This is a genomic window from Formosimonas limnophila, assembly GCF_014652675.1.
GTDB classification, from domain to species: domain Bacteria; phylum Pseudomonadota; class Gammaproteobacteria; order Burkholderiales; family Burkholderiaceae; genus Hydromonas; species Hydromonas limnophila.
Genome location: NZ_BMZG01000007.1, coordinates 88,418 through 105,866, shown reverse-complemented (window position 1 = coordinate 105,866; position 17,449 = coordinate 88,418). Strand labels below are relative to the sequence as shown.

The following is a 17,449-nucleotide window of genomic DNA, read 5'->3' as shown; positions in this document are numbered from 1 at the left end:
TTTTTATTTAGCCCGCAACTGACCCAGCGCACCAGCCCAGTCTTCTAAGTGATTGGTGTAACTAAGTTTGCCATTTTTGACAGTGTGAATGTCAATGGTCATGACTTTGAAGCTCTTACCTGTGTGAGGCACCCCAAAGAACTCACCCGCTGGTGTGCCAGTCATCTCACTACGGACGACGATTTTATTGCCTTGAGTAATGATTTCTTTGATTTCTAACTTCAGATCTGGAATCATTTGTGCCAAACCGCTGAATGATTTAATCGACTCTTCTTGAGCACGACATTTGGTATCGTTGACGCAAGATTGCCAATCGGCTGTCGTACCGGCCTTGACGTTTTCGGCTACATTGCCTTGAGGTACTGTGAAATTTTTATAAAGTGGCGCGATGATAGTGCGTGCCTGTGCCTCAGTCATTGGCTTGGCATGTGCTGTTGCTGAAAAAACACCAACAGCCAAGAGTGCGGCGGCTAAAACAGAGATTCGTTTGTTCATGATGATTTCCTTTAAAAAGTGTGGATAGACAGTAATGAAAACGTGACACGCTGCCATTGTTATCGTACACTCATCATTAATCAAACGAATAAATTTAATACACCATGAACAAAATTGATTTAAGAAGAATTGATCTCAATCTTTTACTCATCTTTGAAGTGCTCATGCATGAACGCAGCGTGACGCGCACCGCCGAAGCCCTAAACCGCACCCAATCTGCCATCAGTCACGCATTGGCACGACTCCGTGAGCAATTGGGCGACCCGCTCTTAGTCAAGGCTGGTGGTGTAATGCAGCCGAGTCCTTTTGCGTTGCAATTGGTCGAAGAGGTTCGCCCGATACTGCGCAATATTGAGCGGGTTTTGCAACCGCATGAAACTTTTGAACCCCACACAAGCAAGCTCAATTTTCGTATTGCGCTGCCAGATGTCGTGCCCAACTTGTTTCCCTTGATTGCACAGAGCTTTATTCAGCAAGCACCCAATGCTCTACTCGAATGGTGCAACGTGGGTGATAAAGTATTGATGCAAATCGCTGAAGGTCAGGTCGATGCTTGCCTTGCTCCAGCGCATCTGCGCACGGTCGATGGCGTAACATCGTGTGACATGGGCGGTTTAGAATGGGCGTGTTACATGCGTCGTCAACATCCAGCGGCATCGCAAACATGGACCGCCGAATTGTGGCAAAGTCACTCGCATATTGCCGTGCGCGTCGGCGACTCACCGCACAACCCTGTTGGAAAGAGCAGTATCAACGCAGGATTAACAAGGCACGTAGCGATTTGGGTACCAAAATTTTCAGCCATCGCGCCAATTTTGGCTCAAACCGACCTCATCGCCACGATGCCAAAAATTTTGATGCAAGACAGTTTGAGAGAACTAGACTTGGTGCAACGCCCTGTGCCCTATGAGCAGCAACCGATTTCTCAGAGGTTGTATTGGGCGGAGCGATACAACAACGACCCAGCCAATCAATGGCTACGCCAGTTAATCAAGCAGCATTTCGAAACTTTGCAAAGTGCTGTAGAGACAGACTAAACCTGAGCTTCATTAAAAATACTTTAGCGGCTAAAAAGTCAGTACACATCTTCAGGAACAATCTGAAACACATACTCAGACAAGGCATCGAGCACCGCTTGCCCGCGATCATCCTGTGTTTCAGCCAGCGTCTCAAGTGCTGTAATGTATGACTCAACGCGTGGATGCAGTCGTTCAAAACAATGTTTCTGCCATTCTTGCGCTTCCTCAGCAGACAAAGACTCAGGGAAATTTCGAGCACGGTAGCGAAACACTAACTCAGCCAGCCGCTCGTCACTAAAGTGCGGATTGGCTCGTGCGATTTCTTCAGCCGTCATCAAGCGCAGCCGCTCCAGTAACCGTCGTTCCTCCGCAGGGACAAAACCCGCGTACAACGCCTCATCTACATCAGGCACATCATCGAACACCCGATGAAACACATCCGCCCAAACACCGCTTAAATCATGCTGTTGTACACCACGCGCAGCTTTCTCAGCATTTACCATACAGGCACTAACATCCAAACCACAGCGTTCTTGTGCCGCCGCATCTAATACCTTGAGATTAGACACCACCACAGGTGATTTATTCAGATGAATGGTTTTAATCGGCAAACGGCTCACGCCATCGGCCAACTCATCGGCTCGCGTGAACATCCGTGTGCGAATCTCATCCGCATTCAAGGCAAACAACACCGTCGGATCAAAAGCACAGTCCCAAACAATCACCTCGTTTTTATTGGTCGGATGCACACCCAGCGGATAAACCAGCGCCATGTGCGCCCGCTCAGCAGGAAACATGCTCGATAAGTGCAAAAACGGCTTGCGCTCAGACAAGTGCAGTCCAATTTCATCAGACACGACATTTTTCTGTCGCAGTTTGAAATAAAACTCAAATAATTTCGGCTGCTTATCCCGAATCAATCGCGCCAACGCGATGGTCGCCCGCACGTCAGACACCGCATCATGCGCTGCTTCGTGGGCGATGCCGTTCGCCTCGGTTAAATCCGTCAGTTTAAAACTGGTAAACCCCGCTTCATTCTTTGGCCACTCAATCCCTTCAGGGCGCAGCGCATACGTCACCCGCGCTAAATCAATGATGTCCCAACGCCCGCAGCCATTCTGCCACTCACGCGCATACGGCTCAATCAGGTTGCGCCAAAACATAAACCGCGTGATTTCATCATCGTAGCGAATCGTGTTATAACCCACCCCAATCGTGTTTGGCTCGGATAATTCTTGCAAAATCCGCTGCGCAAACTCACGCTCAGGCACGCCATTAGCCAAACACTGCTGCGGCAAAATCCCAGTAATCAAACACGCCTCAGGCTCAGGCAAAAAATCAGGCGCAGGCTGACAAAACAGCTCAATCGGCTCGCCCAACTCGTTCAAATCCGCATCCGTGCGAATCGCCGCAAACTGCGCAGGGCGCGCGCTGCGTGTGTCTTTACCAAAAGTTTCGTAATCGTGCCAAAGAAAGGTGTGCATAGCGTCTCAGAATTATTTGGTGATGAGTCGTGCGATTTTTCGCGCGTTAAACAACAAGACCAGAGCGAATATCGCCTGCAAAAAATTCGCGAAAAAAATCGCTGCTTTACTATTATCTTCGATGAGCAGATTAAAAAATGAAATGCCTTTGCCACTTTCCATGATAGAAAATAGCACGACGTACAGCACACTCGGGGTCGAAACGGCAAACAACCACAGCCCCAATAACGCCACACCCGCCACAGCCAGTTGGTTCGTATTCGTTATGATTTTGTCGTTATGCACCGTTTTTGGCAACAATCGATGCGCCACGCTCATCGGGAACAACCACAACCAAACGGCAGTAGTGGCATAAAGCACCGCACTAAAATAAAAAGAAGAAGCATCCTCTAATGAAAACACCAATCGCAGAGACTGCACCACCTGCAGCCCAAAATAAATCGCCACCAAAGGCACCGCCAAACCAATCACCTGCTGAACCGTCATCGCCACTACTCCTTATATCATTAATCCATAAATTTTTACTATCGGACAAATAGACGATAATAACTTTCATCCGTTTGCATTTTGCGGTAAGCTACACCCAAACCCAGCAAAAAGGAGTCCATCATGCTCACCTTACACAGTCTACTACGCCAAAACGCTCAGACGCTCGCCAAAACAGGCACCTACTACCTCATCCACACCACGGTCGCTGCCGCAGTCGCCTACGCCGTCACAGGCGATTGGCTCACCGCCATCACCCTCAGTTTGCTCGAACCGACGGTGCAGGCATTCGCTTTTTTCTTCCACGAAAAGGTTTGGCAACGCTGGCAAAACAAACACCCGCGCCACACATACACCAGTCAACCCAGCTAAACCCGCACCAACCACTTCAGCCGATGCCTCTAAATCACCTCAGGGCAGTGGCCAAATCACCGCGCCTCGTCAATCCAAGCCTGCTGAATCGCCTCTAAAATCTTCTCACCACCACGCGTGTGGTCATCGTCGAAATCAGGCAACCCCACCACCCAATTGTGCAAATCAGTAAACCGCACCGTCGTAGGATCCACCTCAGGATGCGCCTCACACAACTCAATCGCAATATCCAAAGTATCTGTCCACTTCATCACTCACGCTCCATTTGATTGATTATTAACGTACCACTCGACTCATTCCTCAGCCTGTCAGTCATCGGCCTTAACCTACTCAGACTTTCTCAGCCACGGATTATCCACCCCGTCATCAGCGTCATCAACCTCATCAGAGACAACCGCGCCCCGACCACGCCGCACCTCGCGCAGCATAAACCCATACAACCCCTCAACCTTCTCCCGCGCCCAAGGCGTCTTGCGCAACAGCTTCAAACTTGACTTGATGCTCGGCTCATGGTCAAAGCATTTAAGCGGAATCCGCTCAAACAAACCCGCCCAGCCGTAGTACGCCACCAACTTAGTGAGGATGAATTCGAGGGTTAGGCCGTGGAGTGGGTTGTTGCGTTGCGGATTAGATATGGTCATAAGCGTTTCGAGTAAGTTTCCACTGATGTACAGCTTGATGAGTGGAACGCCATGTACGGTAGTTTTAAGCATTGCCTCACAGATCTGCTGAAACGAGACTATACCCCACCTCGGTTATCGAGTTCCATTGTTTGATCTGCTTCTTCGTTTTCAACTCTCTTTTGCACAAATGCGGAAAAACTATAAAGCAAGCCAAACAGCAACAGCCACGTGCCACCCCAGTAATTTTTGTTAGCCGTCCGACGCAAAACTGCCCGATTTGGTTCATTAACTGGATAATGGACAGTCAGACGCTCTCCAACATCATACCTTCTATGGTCTGTAGGCTCTATAAAAACAAAACTCTGGCCTGACAAATCTTCAAATCGAACATGCGCCGAATAACTCTTGTTTTCGCCCTCTACACGAACCACAACGCCATAGGTCACCTCATGTTTTGATCGCTCAATAAATTCGATAACAAAAACGTAAAAAGACATCAGGATCAAGCCAGGACCGATCCATGTAAATATCACAGCAGATGTTTTTAGTTTTTTCGAATTGATATCAATCACCTGTTAATTCGTAGCGCGTAATATGTGATTTTTTGAGCATTGTGAAGCCTATCTAAATCGGCTATTACTGTGACTTTGCCAACGACCATATATACGGCACAATGCGCCCTCGGTTCATTGAACCCCTAACTTTTGCCGCCTCCAATCAATATCGGCCATGCTATTGGTGGCCTGCCATTTACCGCGTTAGGCCTTTTCATATAAAGATGCGTATTCGACTTTTAAAAAAAATTTCATTTTTAAATAGTTCTCAAACTCATCTATTAGCTCAAAAATCCAATTATATATCTGGTCATATTTTTTGGTAATTATATACTTGACTGGACAAATATTTAAGCGTACAATTTAGTCATCGGTTAAACAACGGCGGCTAAAATGTTTCAAGAATTCGATTCTTTATTTTCAATGATACAAGTTTTCTCTGACGAGAAAAAATGTGTTGATCACTTTCGCGCCGTTCGTTGGCCTAATGGCGTTGCTTGCCCACACTGTGGTTCTGTGTCGGTTTACAATTTGAAAGACGGTACACACAAGTGCGGTGAAAAAGAATGCGCAATGAAATTCAGCGTTCGCAAGGGTACAATATTCGATGATTCAAAAGTGCCTTTGACTAAGTGGTTTATGGCTATTTACTTGGCAACAAATCACAAGAAAGGCATTTCAAGCTGTCAATTAGCCCGTGATATTAAAGTCACTCAAAAAACCGCTTGGTTCATGTTGCATCGTATTCGTGAAGCTATAACCGATAGCCGCGACACACAATTAAGCGGCGTTGTAGAAGTTGACGAAACCTATGTTGGCGGCAAAGAAAAGAACAAACATGCAAACAAGCGTGTTAAAGGTGCTCAAGGTGCTGGCTCTGCTAAGTCTAAAACCGTTGTATTTGGTATGGTTGAGCGAGGCGGTGATTTGCGTTTAAATGTTATTGAACGTGCAAGCGAGCCTTCTATTAAACCTGTTATTCGTAGCAATATCAGCAATACAGCAACAGTCAACACAGACGAAGGCCGCCATTTTAAATGGATGCACCGTGAATACGAGCACAAGCAGGTAAAACATGCATTGGGTCAGTACGTAGATGGTGATGCTTACACAAACACAATTGAGGGTGCTTTTGGCCACTTCAAACGTGCGATTGTTGGCATCTACCACCACGCAAGCGATAAACACATAGGTCGTTACACCGAGATGTTTGCATGGCGTTGGAATCGTCGTGAAATGTCAGAAGGTGAGCGCGTTAATTCTCTGTTAAAATCAACTCAAGGGCGTAAATTGACCTATAAAGCGTTAATCAACAAGTGAGGTAATACATGAGCAATAAGCCAGTGGAAGTTCCAAAAGTTGGCTTTAATGAGGCTTTGCAGCGTATAGCAAAGTTTGATAAAGATAGGCTACCTGATAATTTGAAGCAAAATAGTAAAGAAAAAACCGCACCATCAAAAGACGGTGCGCTTAAAGTCACATCAATTAAATAACGCTAACTGATGGGGACGTGAACGATAGTGCTGACAAACAAACTCGATTTTTCCAAATCGAATACGAATGTATGCTCGAACGAACACATCTTTAATTCTTAGGCTATAACTCATGCCAAGCTCCTTAAAGAAGCCCAGAGCACTTTACTATTGCCTACAGCCAGTATCTGCGCTACAATGTAGCCAGACTCTAATCAAGTCTGGCTGTAGGTGGGACAGGTTACCCTGCTTCACCTTGCCAACGTAGCAACGCTTATATTATGAGCAATGCTGCAAACACAACCAACGCAAAACTAATTGCGAGTGCGCCGAGCGACAAACCAGTCATAGGCTAATCTCCTTTCTTATTAGTGCCTTCCTCAAGGCGTTTGGTTACAAAATTGAATCGCCAACAACGCCAATTGTTGGCGATTCGTCTTTAATGAACTGATATTTACCATAACTTACTGATTTAAGTTCTCCGCGATTTTTAAGATTTCCTAACGTGACCTGAACTGAACGTAGGGTTGTTGCCAATTTTTTGCTAACTTCAGAAAATACTTCGTGGCTATCACGCACAGCACCATCCGATAGCACTTCTAAGATTGCTTGCGATAAAGCACCTTTCGGCTTACTTGCTTTTTCAATTCGTTCCAATGCTTTCAAGTAAATATCATCGGCTTTTGTATTGCTTTTTTCTTTTTGCAAACTTACTACCACTTGGCTTGACTTTAACGCGCTCTCAAACAAAGTGGTAGTCCCTAGCATTGCAATAGTCTGTCTGAGTGATTGAATTTGTTGTTTAAGCTCAACAACCTCTTTCTCTGCATACTCTAAAGCCCGCTCTTTTTCCTGCAGGATAATGTTTAAGTCCGCCATATCAGACCTCCATAATTAAGAAACTGGAGTCATTATACACCAAAGAATCAATCTTGCAAGTTAATTGATTCTTTTGTTTGATTGTTGCCAAAATACAAAAGCCAGCCTTTAAACTGGCTTGCGTCAGAAAACTTAAAAAAGATTAATTTTGTCCAATTAAGTATATAATTACCTATTTTTTTCTCAGTTCAGATGAGTTTGTTTTTTCTCCAATACTAATTGGAGAATCTCTGCCATGAGCAATAGCATTTCTATTATCAACTAATTCATTTATTAACACTTTCGCTGGAAGCTCGATCTGATAGTTAACCACGGCGACATAGTCCACTCACTCGGTTTCCACGAAAACAATTCATTTCTGAACACACGCTCAGGATACTGCGTCATGATGAGGACGCGACCATCTGTGGTGGTGAAGCCGTTGTAGCCGTTGTAGCCGTTGGGTGAAATCGATGCGGTCAAGTTAAATTGAAATTTCCTTTAGCGGACTTTAACTGTTTGCCCATGCTTATTCACAATCAATGCCGTATGCGTTTGCTGTGCAACCTCGCGTGCGCGCACAGCGGCGCGTTGCAGTGCAGCTTGAGCATTGCGAATGTCTGCATCTTTGGCTTGCTCTATGGGTTTTTGGTTCATTGCTCGCTCCAATTTTTCAATACAGCTTGTTCACCCGAGTTATCAAAATGTAACCACGCATCCACCAGCGGTTTGTACACTTCGTGAAAATTCTTTAGTCCCGAATGAAAGCGTCGCGTGATGACATCGCTAGGAATATGATGCCCACCTTGCTTGACCCGCTCGGTAACACGTTCAATCGCAAACTCAGGATTAGGTAACTCAAGAAAAATTAACTTAACGTGATAACCCAAAGTGTGCCATTTTTTGATGGCTCGTGCATAACCGACACCACTTAATGTCGTTTCAATCGCAAAACTATCACCACGCTGTACGTGTTCATCTATCAACTTAAGCATGATTCGACCAGCTTGTACTGCCGCAAGCTCAGGTGCGAACGGTGAAATACCTGCCGCGATGAGGTCTGCATTGATAAAAATGGGGCAGTGTGCCTCGTTTGGTAAAAATTCACGGGCAAAAGTTGTTTTGCCCGCGCCATTAGGCCCTGCAATGATGACTACTTTTTTTTCCATTAATTGACCCACTCCCGCGCATTTTGAAACACTTGCAACCACGGCGACGTGCTCCACTCACTCGGTTTCCACGAAAACAATTCATTTCTAAACACACGCTCAGGATGCGGCATCATGATGAGGACGCGGCCGTCGGTGGTGGTGAAACCATTAAAGCCGTTCGGTGCGCCGTTCGGGTTCTGTGGGTAGGTTTCGGTGTTTTCATGCGCCGCGTTGACATAGCTCAGGGCGACTTTTTTATCTAATTGGACGGCACTGACATCTGCGGCAGTGGCGTAGGCGGCGCGGCCTTCGCCGTGGCTGATGACGACAGGGAGGACGGAGCCAGTCATGCCTTTGAGTAAAATCGATGGTGAGTCGTCGATGCGGACTTGCACGAGGCGGGCTTCGTATTGCTCAGAGGTGTTGCGCACGAATTTCGGCCAGTGGTCTGCGCCGGGGATGAGTTCTTTGAGGTTGCTCATCATTTGGCAGCCGTTACACACGCCGAGGCTGAATGTGTCGGGACGGGCGAAAAATTCGGCGAATTGAGCACGCAGATTGTGGTGGTGCAAAATGGTTTTTGCCCAACCCTCACCCGCGCCGAGCACGTCACCGTAGGAGAAACCACCGCAAGCGACGAGGCCACGCATGTCGGCGAGCGACACGCGCCCTGCGAGTAAGTCGCTCATGTGCACGTCCACTGCGTCAAAGCCGACTGACGCAAAGGCGGCGGCCATTTCGACGTGGCCGTTGACGCCTTGTTCGCGCAGGATGGCGACTTTTGGCTTGTTGGCGACGTTGAGGTATTTGGCGTGTGCATCTGCGGACGGCGTGAATGTGACCACGGGCGTGAGCGGCTCAGGTGCGCGGCTGTATTCTTGCTCCACACAGGCTGGGTTATCACGCAGTTTGGCGATGTGAAATGAGGTTTCCTGCCATGCGGCGTGGAGTTTGGCCAGTGGCAGCTTGAGCTGGGCTTCGCCGTCTTGCCAAATACTGAATTCAGCCGCCGATTGCTCCGTCGGGATGACTTGACCGATGACGTGGCTGTGTGCGCCGAGGTGGTGGCTGCGCAAAACGTTCATCACATCGGCGAGCTGGTCTTTGCGTACCTGAATCACCATGCCGAGTTCTTCGTTAAACAATGCTTTGATGAGTGATTCACGACGCTGCACCGCCATTTGTACGCCGTTGATTTTGAAATCACCTGCATCGGCGGTGTTCGGGTCGATGGTGATGAGGTCAGCGTTGATGGCAACCGAGGTTTGCGCGGCGAACGCCATCTCAGCCACGGCGGCGGCCAGCCCACCGTCGGATTTATCGTGGTAGGCGAGCGCGAGGGATTTTTCGTTTAATTCCTGAATCGCGTTGAATGCGTTGCGCAGCATGTCCGCGTCATCCAAGTTGGGGACAGATTCACCAACCTGCTGTGTGACTTGCGCGAGAATCGACAGCGCGAGGCGTTGTTGGCCTTTCGCTAAGTCAATCAAGACAAGCATCGTGCCTGATTCTTTGGCAAGCTCTGGCGTAAGGGTTTTGTTCACATCCGTCACAGCGGCAAATGACGTGACGATGAGCGAGACAGGTGAGCGGACAGATTGGCCATCCCATTTCGTCTGCATTGACAGGGAGTCTTTACCGACGGGGATAGAGATGCCGAGCGCAGGGCATAGCTCCATGCCAACGGCTTTGACCGTGTCGTAGAGTTTCGCGTCTTCTCCCTCGACGCCGCAGGCGGCCATCCAGTTGGCGGATAGTTTGATTTTGCTGATGCCGTCAATCCGTGCGGCGGCGATGTTGGTGATCGCTTCGGCAATCGCCATGCGACCCGATGCAGGCGCGTCGAGCACGGCCAGCGGCGTGCGCTCACCCATCGCCATCGCTTCACCAAGCGTGCTGGTATAATCGCGCAATGCAACGGCGCAATCAGCCACAGGCACTTGGTACGGGCCAACCAGTTGGTCACGCGCTGTTAAGCCGCCAACCGTACGGTCACCAATCGTGATGAGGAACGACTTACTCGCCACCGTCGGGTGACGCAATACATCAAGCAAGGTTTGCTCCAAATCTAAGCCAACCACATCAATCATTTCACCTTTTGAGGCAACACGTTTAACGTCGCGCGTCATTTTCGGCGGTTTGCCGAGCAAAACATTCATCGGCATATCGACAGGATCGCACGGATTTTGCACATCGTCTCGTGTATCCAAAACTTTGAGTTGTTGCTCCGCAGTCGCTGTACCGATAACGGCGAATGGGCAGCGTTCGCGCTCACAGAAGGACTGAAACAATGCCAACGACGATGGCAAAATCGCCAGTACATAACGCTCTTGCGCTTCATTACTCCAAATCTCGCGTGGCGATAAACCTGACTCTTCGAGGTCAACTTTGTTTAAATCAAAAATCGCGCCACGCTCTGCGCCATGAACGATTTCAGGGAACGCATTAGAAATACCGCCCGCACCCACGTCATGAATACTCAAAATCGGATTCGCCTCACCGAGCTGCCAGCAGCGGTCGATGACCTCTTGCGCACGGCGTTGAATCTCTGGGTTGCCGCGTTGAACAGAGTCAAAGTCGAGCGCAGCGGTGTTTGAACCCGCGCCCATCGACGATGCTGCGCCACCGCCCAAACCAATTTTCATCCCAGGGCCACCGAGTTGGATGAGCAACGCGCCTTCGGGAATGTCTTTTTTGCCAATGTGTTGTGCGCTGATGTTGCCAATACCACCTGCAATCATAATCGGCTTGTGGTAACCGTAACGCACGCCACCGATGACTTGCTCAAACGAGCGGAAATAACCATTCAGATTCGCACGGCCAAACTCATTATTAAATGCCGCACCACCAATTGGCCCTTCGAGCATCACGTCGAGCGAGGAGACGATGCGTTCGGGTTTACTCGCGTCGGTTTCCCACGCACGTTTGGCATCGGGTAGATTCAAATGCGATACAGTAAAACCTGTCAAACCGACCTTTGGCTTACTGCCCTGCCCTGTCGCGCCTTCGTCGCGAATCTCACCGCCCGACCCCGTCGCTGCGCCAGAGAACGGTGCAATCGCCGTCGGGTGATTGTGGGTCTCGACCTTCATCAACGTGTGTGTGAGTTGCTCGTGTTTGCGATAAACGCCGTCCGTATCGGGGAAAAATCGCTGCGTCACATCACCCTGCATCACGGCTGCATTGTCGTCATACGCCACCACGTCGCCCGCCGGGTTGAGCTGGTGCGTGTTGCGAATCATTTTGAACAGACTCATCGGCTGCGCTTGTCCGTCAACGATGAAATCAGCGTTAAAAATCTTGTGACGACAGTGCTCCGAGTTCGCCTGCGCGAACATCATCAGCTCCACATCCGTCGGGTCACGTTTTAGGGTTAAATACGCATCGAGCAGATAATCAATCTCATCATCCGACAACGCCAAACCCAGCTCCCCATTCGCCTGCTCTAACGCTTTTTTGCCATCATTTAACACCGCAACGGTGGTCAATGGCTTGCTCGGTAGGTCATTAAACAATGCCACCCCGTCAAACTCACCCTCAATCACCGTCTCGGTCATGCGGTCATGCATCAGTGCTGCCACAGCACTCACATCAACTTTAGAAGACGAAAACAAACCAGATTTGACCGTCAAACCATACTCAATCCCGCGCTCAATGCGGCGTACATTCGACAATCCAGTATTGTGCGCGATGTCCGTCGCCTTACTCGCCCACGGCGAAATCGTCCCGATGCGCGGCACGACGGTCAAAGCCACCGTATCCACCGCCACATCTTGCCCAGCCTCCCCATAAGTCAAAAGGCTTTGTAGCGTGGACAACTCATCCGCTGACAAAGCCTCGTTAGACCAAACATAGTGCACGTATCGCGACGGCACATCAGTAATCTGGGGGAAATCAGTTGCAAATTTCACCAATAATCGAGACACACGAAAATCAGACAACGCACGAGAACCGCGCAAAATGGTGATGACAGACATGTAAAACCTATTCACAAAGGTGGGGGGAATAAAGGCGGTATTATAGCAGAGGCAAGGGGTCAAAACCCGTGAAAAATTGGGGCATATACAACAGAAAAGATAAGTTTACGAGACGTGAATTGATGACTGATCGCTATGACTTCTGCGCAAAAAAAACACCTATTAAAACCATCACGCGCGACAGTGGTCGCTGAAAATTCTTTGGCGAGTGAGATGAACGACATTTCGTTTGAAAAAAACCTCAAACAACAGACTGTGCCACCCAGCGTTGCTGACTTCCCGTACAAAACAAGCTCAATTCGCCCGCTCCCGCCAAAAACTCGCAAACCGTGGCAATCCTTTTTTCGTCAGCCCACGATAGCGATACGTCACCACCGTACCAATCGCAGGGGGATTTTTGCGCACTTCGTCAGAAAATCCCGTACCGATATTAAACTCCCGCCCATCAGCGGCTCGCACTCGCAGTGCGCCGAGCATGTTGGCGTATTTGCCCTGACCTACGATGTGCTTAATGACTGTGGCTTCGGCGTCGGACAATGGTTTGAGTTTGTACAAAACATCAGAGCGACCCGTGATGTAAGGCGCGCCGGACAAATGCAGCATGAGACCTTCACCACCTGCACGGACGATTTTATCCAAGTCGCGTTGTAACTCGGCGCGGGTATTTAGGCGGTACTGTTTGACCGCGATGAGGTGCGGCTGATGGGCAGTTTTGATGATTTGCTCAATCTGTGCAGCACGTGTAGCGAAGTCACCCTCAGCATCGGGTAGCTCAAATACTATGTATTTGATTTGCCGCCAGTCGTTGTCGTTCGGTATGTTTTGACGAACAGTCCCCGACGTTTGTTCAAATGCGCCACGCGCCAACCACAGCTCGCCATCCAATGATTGCTTGGGAAAGCCATCGGTAAACCACTTTGGCGCATTTATCGTACCGCCGCCACGAAACCAGAGTTTGTCGCCATCCCAGTAGGCGCGAACGCCATCGTATTTTTCACTAATCAGGTAATCACCAACCTCTACACGAGCGGGCAACTCTTTCGCCAACAGCAGCTCAGGCGCGGCCAAAGCTGAGCCAAAACCACTCAAAAACAGGGCAAAACCCACTAAAATTCGATAAATCACGTCAATCCCCCTTGCGAAAAGGCAATGCCGCCATCGCTTCATCAAAATACGCTTCAACGCCGACGCGCTCACGCGCGACGAAATCCGACACCGCCGCCATAAACCGAGAATCAGCCAACCAATGCAGCGAGTACGTCAAAACAGGCTCGAAGCCCCGCACGAGCTTGTGCTCACCTTGCGTACCGGGGTCAAGAAACCGCAAGCCATGAGCAATCGCGTATTCAATCCCTTGGTAATAACACACTTCGAAATGCAGACAATCTATATCCGCCAACGCACCCCAATATCGACCGTATAACGTCTGTGCATCCTTAAAAAACAACGCAGCCGCCAATCGCTCACCCGCAGCATCCACAGCCACCTCCAGCACAATAAAACCAGACATGGTTCGGCCAATCTGCTCAAAAAACGCCAATGATAGATAAGGCCGCTGCCCGCGCACATGGTAGGTTCGCTCATAGCATTGGTAAAAAAACAGCCAATCCTCATGCGTCACATCCGCACCTTCGATGAATTGGCAGACAATGCCCTGCGCTGCGATTTTTCGCCGCTCTGCCTTCACATTTTTTCGTCGTTTCGCGGTGAATGTCTCAATAAACGCATCGAACGAGTCATAAGCCTGATTGCGCCACAAAAACTGACAACCCGAGCGAGTCGCTAACGCAATCGGCAAATCCGCCTGCGCCACCACCGACAAAGTCAACTCATCAACAAACAAACCATGCCAAGACGAAGCCTCCAGCCCAACCGCCAACTGACGCACAGCCTCTAATAAATAAGGCAGGACTTCAACAAGCGCCACACCATCAGCCAACCAAACCCGCTCACCGACCACTGGAGTGAATGGCACAGAACTGACAAAGCGCGGATAGTAATCAAGCCCATGCTCCGCATAAGCCTGCGCCCAACCGTGGTCAAACACGTATTCGCCACGATGATGATTCTTCACAAATAGCGGCAAACACGCACGCGGCACACCATTCTCAAGTAGCAATACATGTCGCGCTGCCCAGCCCGTTTGCACGGAAACCGCCCCACAGGCCTCTAACGCCAGCCAAAACGCCCGCGACAAAAAAGGTGAAGTGACTTTGCCCCACAAGGCCTCGTCCACTTCACCGATAGAATCCAAAAATCTAATCTCAAAAGTCATCGCTGTGCTCAATGCTCATTGGTGTTGTTGATCATCCATGAGTAGCAGAATAACACTTTTGAGCGCAAAACACAGGCTCGTTACCACGCCATCATTTTGCTAATTTGGCCACTTGTCCCGACAAATACGTCCACACAATCTGCGCGGCAGCATTGCTGGTCAGCTCCGCATGGTCATACGCAGGTGCGACTTCCACACAGTCCATGCTAACCCACGGCAAATCATGGGTCTGCTCCAAAATCGTGAACGTTTGATTCGTGGTCATACCCGCAGGCTCTGGCGTGCCAGTACCGGGCGCAAATGCAGGATCAAGATGATCAATATCAACAGTCAAGTACACCGGCAAGCCTTTCGCCGTCAGTCGTGCTCTGATGACGCTCAACACCTCTGACAATTCGCCCAAAGTCTCCAAACCACGCATATCTCTTGCAGTGTAAATCACACCGCCCTGCTCTTTCACATAGTCACGCGCTTCGCGAACCCCAGCCGAGCGAATACCGATTTGGATGAATGATTCAGCATCGACCAGACCCTCTTGTATCGCTTCATAAACCCATGTGCCATGACCCGAAGGTTCGTCAAAATGGGTGTCCCACGTATCGCAATGCGCATCGAAATGCAGCACCGCCAATGGCTTTTGATAATGCGCCCGATAAGCCCGCAATAAACCCAATGTAATCGAATGATCACCACCCAGCCAACACACATGGTGTTTGGCAATGATGTCAGGTATTTGGGCGGCCAATGAGACCCGCATCCCTTCAATACTGGTATTGGGCATCATCAAATCACCGTAATCCGTCACTTCATCAAACGGCGAGACGTCAAAGTACGGATGCGTGCCATCACACAGCATTTGGCTTGCCTGACGAATTGCCGACGGGCCAAAGCGCGCACCGGGGCGATTAGTCACCGCACCGTCATAAGGAATGCCGACCACCGCAAAAGGTTTGTCAGTGACACCATGAGGGATGGCCAAGAAAGTCTGACTGCTTTGATAAGCATAAGGCATAGAATCGCTCCGTGATTCGTTAGGATATGAGCATTGTGAAACCATGCAAGCGCAAGGGCAAGAAAAATTGAAAAAATCACAGAAAGTGGATGGATGACCGTCGTATAACTGGCTGGTTCACCAGACCAATTTATCAGAGACAATACAGCCGTCGCTTTTTGAGCGATATTTTTAATGCAATGGCTATTCAATTATTTTTAAGGAGTACTTTATGACCACACCCACGATTTCGCGCGACCGTATCAAAACGATCGCGCAACGCGAAGCTGCCGCATTTCTCGCCGCTCGCCCAAAATCAAAAGAACTCGCTGAACAAACAGAGCAACATTACCTTTTTGGCGTACCGCTGCATTGGATGGCGGATTGGGGCACGCCAGTGCCGCTGTTTGTTGAGCGTGCTCAAGGCGCGCACTTTACCTGTGTAGACGGCCACTCGTACTCAGATTTTTGCTTGGGTGACACAGGTGCGATGTTTGGCCACAGCCCTGCTGCAGTCGCTGCCAAACTCGCCGAAAAATCCACAGAAGGCTACACCGCCATGCTGCCGACCGCTGCTGCGGCTGTAGCAGGCAAAGCATTGACAGAACGTTTTGGCTTGCCGTTTTGGCAATTGGCCACCACCGCCACCGATGCGAACCGCTTTGTGGTGCGTTGGGCGCGTGCGATCACGCAGCGCAAAAAAATCTTGGTGTTCAATGGCTGCTACCACGGCACGATTGACGACGTGTTTGTGGATTTAGACCCGAACAATCCCGATGCACCACCGACGACTCGTGCCAGTTTACTTGGTCAAGTCTATGATTTGACCCAGTATTCTGACGTGGTGGAATTCAACGACATCGACGCCGTGCGCGCCAAACTAGTGTCCAAAGAATTCGCCTGCGTCCTCACAGAACCCGCCCTAACCAACTGCGGCATGGTAATGCCTGCCGATGGCTTTCTCAAGCAATTGCGCGACGCCTGCAATGAAACCGACACGTTGCTCGTTTTCGACGAAACCCACACCATCAGCGCGGGTTATGCAGGCTACACGGGCTTGTGCGACTTTTTGCCAGACATGATTGTCGCGGGTAAAGCGATTGCAGGCGGTTTGCCATGCGCCGTGTATGGTATGTCTGCTGAAGTGGCCGCAAAAATGCGCGCCGCCAAAGAAGCCGCGCCCCCTGGTCATTCAGGCATTGGCACGACTTTATCGGGCAACATGATTACCATGTCACTGCTCGCCACCAACCTGACAGAAGTCGCGACCAAAGAGGCATTTGAGCAAATCATCGCACAACAAAGCAAACTCTCGGATGGTTTACGTGCGGTGATTGCCCGATACAACTTGCCATGGAACGTCACACAGCTCGGCGCACGCAGTGAGTTTCAGTTTTGCCCCGAATCCCCAAAAAATGGCAAAGAAGCAGAAGCGGCGATGGATGCCGAATTAGAACAAGCCGTTCACCTTTATCTGCTCAACCGTGGCGTGATGATTACCCCGTTTCATAATATGACACTGGTTTGCCCTGACACATCAGATGCAGATATTGAGAAGTTTTTAACAGCATTTGAAAGCTGCGTGAAAGAACTGATTATCTGACGGGCGACACATGTCACCGAGTAAATGAAACCGAGTTCAACCGCCACCAAATATCTGACATGGTGTCTCTAACCTTTGGTGGCGCGGAC

The 17,449-nt window shown here is 49.6% G+C and carries 19 protein-coding genes; 5 read left to right on the top strand and 14 right to left on the bottom strand.

Annotated features, from left to right (window positions below; translation table 11 throughout):
• Positions 1-3: 3 nt before the first annotated feature.
• Complete coding sequence (locus tag IE082_RS07745; RefSeq protein WP_189493344.1) at positions 4-495, bottom strand: ester cyclase; 492 nt, start codon at positions 493-495, stop codon at positions 4-6.
• Positions 496-599: 104 nt separating this feature from the next.
• Between IE082_RS07745 and IE082_RS07740 the strand changes: the two genes are divergently transcribed.
• Positions 600-1,532 (top strand): LysR family transcriptional regulator, encoded by a 933-nt coding sequence (locus IE082_RS07740; RefSeq protein WP_189493343.1) that lies wholly within the window; start codon positions 600-602, stop codon positions 1,530-1,532.
• A 38-nt stretch (positions 1,533-1,570) separates the two neighbouring features.
• Here the strand turns inward: IE082_RS07740 and sbcB are convergent, their stop codons facing one another.
• Complete coding sequence (gene sbcB / locus IE082_RS07735; RefSeq protein WP_189493342.1) at positions 1,571-2,998, bottom strand: exodeoxyribonuclease I; 1,428 nt, start codon at positions 2,996-2,998, stop codon at positions 1,571-1,573.
• Between the two features lie 12 nt (positions 2,999-3,010).
• Positions 3,011-3,484 carry a hypothetical protein gene (locus IE082_RS07730; RefSeq protein ID WP_189493341.1) on the bottom strand — a complete coding sequence of 158 codons (474 nt, stop codon included), beginning with the start codon at positions 3,482-3,484 and terminating at the stop codon, positions 3,011-3,013.
• Between the two features lie 123 nt (positions 3,485-3,607).
• On the opposite strand from IE082_RS07730, the gene IE082_RS07725 reads away from it, so the two are divergent.
• Positions 3,608-3,856 (top strand): DUF2061 domain-containing protein, encoded by a 249-nt coding sequence (locus IE082_RS07725; RefSeq protein WP_189493340.1) that lies wholly within the window; start codon positions 3,608-3,610, stop codon positions 3,854-3,856.
• A 56-nt stretch (positions 3,857-3,912) separates the two neighbouring features.
• Here the strand turns inward: IE082_RS07725 and iscX are convergent, their stop codons facing one another.
• The 3 genes from iscX to IE082_RS07710 all read right to left on the bottom strand — a co-directional run bounded on the left by iscX (position 3,913) and on the right by IE082_RS07710 (position 5,051).
• Positions 3,913-4,107 carry a Fe-S cluster assembly protein IscX gene (gene iscX / locus IE082_RS07720; RefSeq protein WP_189493339.1) on the bottom strand — a complete coding sequence of 65 codons (195 nt, stop codon included), beginning with the start codon at positions 4,105-4,107 and terminating at the stop codon, positions 3,913-3,915.
• Between the two features lie 75 nt (positions 4,108-4,182).
• Positions 4,183-4,497, bottom strand: coding sequence for a VF530 family protein (locus IE082_RS07715; RefSeq protein WP_189493428.1), 315 nt, complete (start codon positions 4,495-4,497; stop codon positions 4,183-4,185).
• Positions 4,498-4,595: 98 nt separating this feature from the next.
• On the bottom strand, positions 4,596-5,051 hold the full coding sequence (locus tag IE082_RS07710) for a DUF3592 domain-containing protein (RefSeq protein ID WP_189493338.1): 456 nt from the start codon (positions 5,049-5,051) through the stop codon (positions 4,596-4,598).
• Positions 5,052-5,426: 375 nt separating this feature from the next.
• Here IE082_RS07710 and IE082_RS07705 point away from each other — a divergent pair, with 375 nt between their 5' ends.
• Together IE082_RS07705 and IE082_RS07700 are read left to right on the top strand one after the other, a co-directional pair.
• On the top strand, positions 5,427-6,353 hold the full coding sequence (locus tag IE082_RS07705) for an IS1595 family transposase (protein WP_189493337.1): 927 nt from the start codon (positions 5,427-5,429) through the stop codon (positions 6,351-6,353).
• An 8-nt stretch (positions 6,354-6,361) separates the two neighbouring features.
• Complete coding sequence (locus IE082_RS07700; RefSeq protein WP_189493336.1) at positions 6,362-6,526, top strand: hypothetical protein; 165 nt, start codon at positions 6,362-6,364, stop codon at positions 6,524-6,526.
• A gap of 372 nt (positions 6,527-6,898) precedes the next feature.
• On the opposite strand, the gene IE082_RS07695 is transcribed toward IE082_RS07700, so the two are convergent.
• The 8 genes from IE082_RS07695 to speB all read right to left on the bottom strand — a co-directional run bounded on the left by IE082_RS07695 (position 6,899) and on the right by speB (position 15,778).
• Positions 6,899-7,384: a hypothetical protein gene (locus IE082_RS07695; RefSeq protein ID WP_189493335.1), complete on the bottom strand. Its 486-nt coding sequence runs from the start codon at positions 7,382-7,384 to the stop codon at positions 6,899-6,901.
• Between the two features lie 273 nt (positions 7,385-7,657).
• On the bottom strand, positions 7,658-7,846 hold the full coding sequence (locus IE082_RS07690) for a phosphoribosylformylglycinamidine synthase subunit PurQ (protein WP_189493334.1): 189 nt from the start codon (positions 7,844-7,846) through the stop codon (positions 7,658-7,660).
• An 18-nt stretch (positions 7,847-7,864) separates the two neighbouring features.
• On the bottom strand, positions 7,865-8,020 hold the full coding sequence (locus IE082_RS07685) for a hypothetical protein (protein ID WP_189493333.1): 156 nt from the start codon (positions 8,018-8,020) through the stop codon (positions 7,865-7,867).
• Positions 8,017-8,532: an ATPase gene (locus IE082_RS07680; RefSeq protein ID WP_189493332.1), complete on the bottom strand. Its 516-nt coding sequence runs from the start codon at positions 8,530-8,532 to the stop codon at positions 8,017-8,019. The genes IE082_RS07685 and IE082_RS07680 overlap by 4 nt, the downstream gene beginning before the upstream one ends.
• Positions 8,532-12,491 (bottom strand): phosphoribosylformylglycinamidine synthase, encoded by a 3,960-nt coding sequence (gene purL, locus IE082_RS07675; RefSeq protein WP_189493331.1) that lies wholly within the window; start codon positions 12,489-12,491, stop codon positions 8,532-8,534. The genes IE082_RS07680 and purL overlap by 1 nt, the downstream gene beginning before the upstream one ends.
• Positions 12,492-12,785: 294 nt before the next feature.
• Positions 12,786-13,616: a DNA ligase gene (locus tag IE082_RS07670; protein ID WP_229809770.1), complete on the bottom strand. Its 831-nt coding sequence runs from the start codon at positions 13,614-13,616 to the stop codon at positions 12,786-12,788.
• A 1-nt stretch (position 13,617) separates the two neighbouring features.
• Positions 13,618-14,766, bottom strand: a complete 1,149-nt coding sequence (locus IE082_RS07665) for a GNAT family N-acetyltransferase (RefSeq protein WP_189493330.1) — start codon at positions 14,764-14,766, stop codon at positions 13,618-13,620.
• Positions 14,767-14,857: 91 nt separating this feature from the next.
• A complete protein-coding gene (speB, locus tag IE082_RS07660) occupies positions 14,858-15,778 on the bottom strand; it encodes an agmatinase (protein WP_189493329.1) in 921 nt (306 codons plus the stop codon).
• Positions 15,779-15,989: 211 nt separating this feature from the next.
• On the opposite strand from speB, the gene IE082_RS07655 reads away from it, so the two are divergent.
• A complete protein-coding gene (locus IE082_RS07655) occupies positions 15,990-17,360 on the top strand; it encodes an aspartate aminotransferase family protein (protein WP_189493328.1) in 1,371 nt (456 codons plus the stop codon).
• Positions 17,361-17,449 lie beyond the last annotated feature (89 nt).

Excerpts from the sequence above, each read along its gene's own strand:
- IE082_RS07745 (WP_189493344.1), bottom strand. The coding sequence starts at position 495 with ATGAACAAACGAATCTCTGTTTTAGCCGCCGCACTCTTGGCTGTTGGT.
- IE082_RS07740 (WP_189493343.1), top strand. The coding sequence starts at position 600 with ATGAACAAAATTGATTTAAGAAGAATTGATCTCAATCTTTTACTCATC.
- sbcB (WP_189493342.1), bottom strand. The coding sequence starts at position 2,998 with ATGCACACCTTTCTTTGGCACGATTACGAAACTTTTGGTAAAGACACA.
- IE082_RS07730 (WP_189493341.1), bottom strand. The coding sequence starts at position 3,484 with ATGACGGTTCAGCAGGTGATTGGTTTGGCGGTGCCTTTGGTGGCGATT.
- IE082_RS07725 (WP_189493340.1), top strand. The coding sequence starts at position 3,608 with ATGCTCACCTTACACAGTCTACTACGCCAAAACGCTCAGACGCTCGCC.
- iscX (WP_189493339.1), bottom strand. The coding sequence starts at position 4,107 with ATGAAGTGGACAGATACTTTGGATATTGCGATTGAGTTGTGTGAGGCG.
- IE082_RS07715 (WP_189493428.1), bottom strand. The coding sequence starts at position 4,497 with ATGACCATATCTAATCCGCAACGCAACAACCCACTCCACGGCCTAACC.
- IE082_RS07705 (WP_189493337.1), top strand. The coding sequence starts at position 5,427 with ATGTTTCAAGAATTCGATTCTTTATTTTCAATGATACAAGTTTTCTCT.
- IE082_RS07700 (WP_189493336.1), top strand. The coding sequence starts at position 6,362 with ATGAGCAATAAGCCAGTGGAAGTTCCAAAAGTTGGCTTTAATGAGGCT.
- IE082_RS07695 (WP_189493335.1), bottom strand. The coding sequence starts at position 7,384 with ATGGCGGACTTAAACATTATCCTGCAGGAAAAAGAGCGGGCTTTAGAG.
- IE082_RS07685 (WP_189493333.1), bottom strand. The coding sequence starts at position 8,020 with ATGAACCAAAAACCCATAGAGCAAGCCAAAGATGCAGACATTCGCAAT.
- IE082_RS07680 (WP_189493332.1), bottom strand. The coding sequence starts at position 8,532 with ATGGAAAAAAAAGTAGTCATCATTGCAGGGCCTAATGGCGCGGGCAAA.
- purL (WP_189493331.1), bottom strand. The coding sequence starts at position 12,491 with ATGTCTGTCATCACCATTTTGCGCGGTTCTCGTGCGTTGTCTGATTTT.
- IE082_RS07665 (WP_189493330.1), bottom strand. The coding sequence starts at position 14,766 with ATGACTTTTGAGATTAGATTTTTGGATTCTATCGGTGAAGTGGACGAG.
- speB (WP_189493329.1), bottom strand. The coding sequence starts at position 15,778 with ATGCCTTATGCTTATCAAAGCAGTCAGACTTTCTTGGCCATCCCTCAT.
- IE082_RS07655 (WP_189493328.1), top strand. The coding sequence starts at position 15,990 with ATGACCACACCCACGATTTCGCGCGACCGTATCAAAACGATCGCGCAA.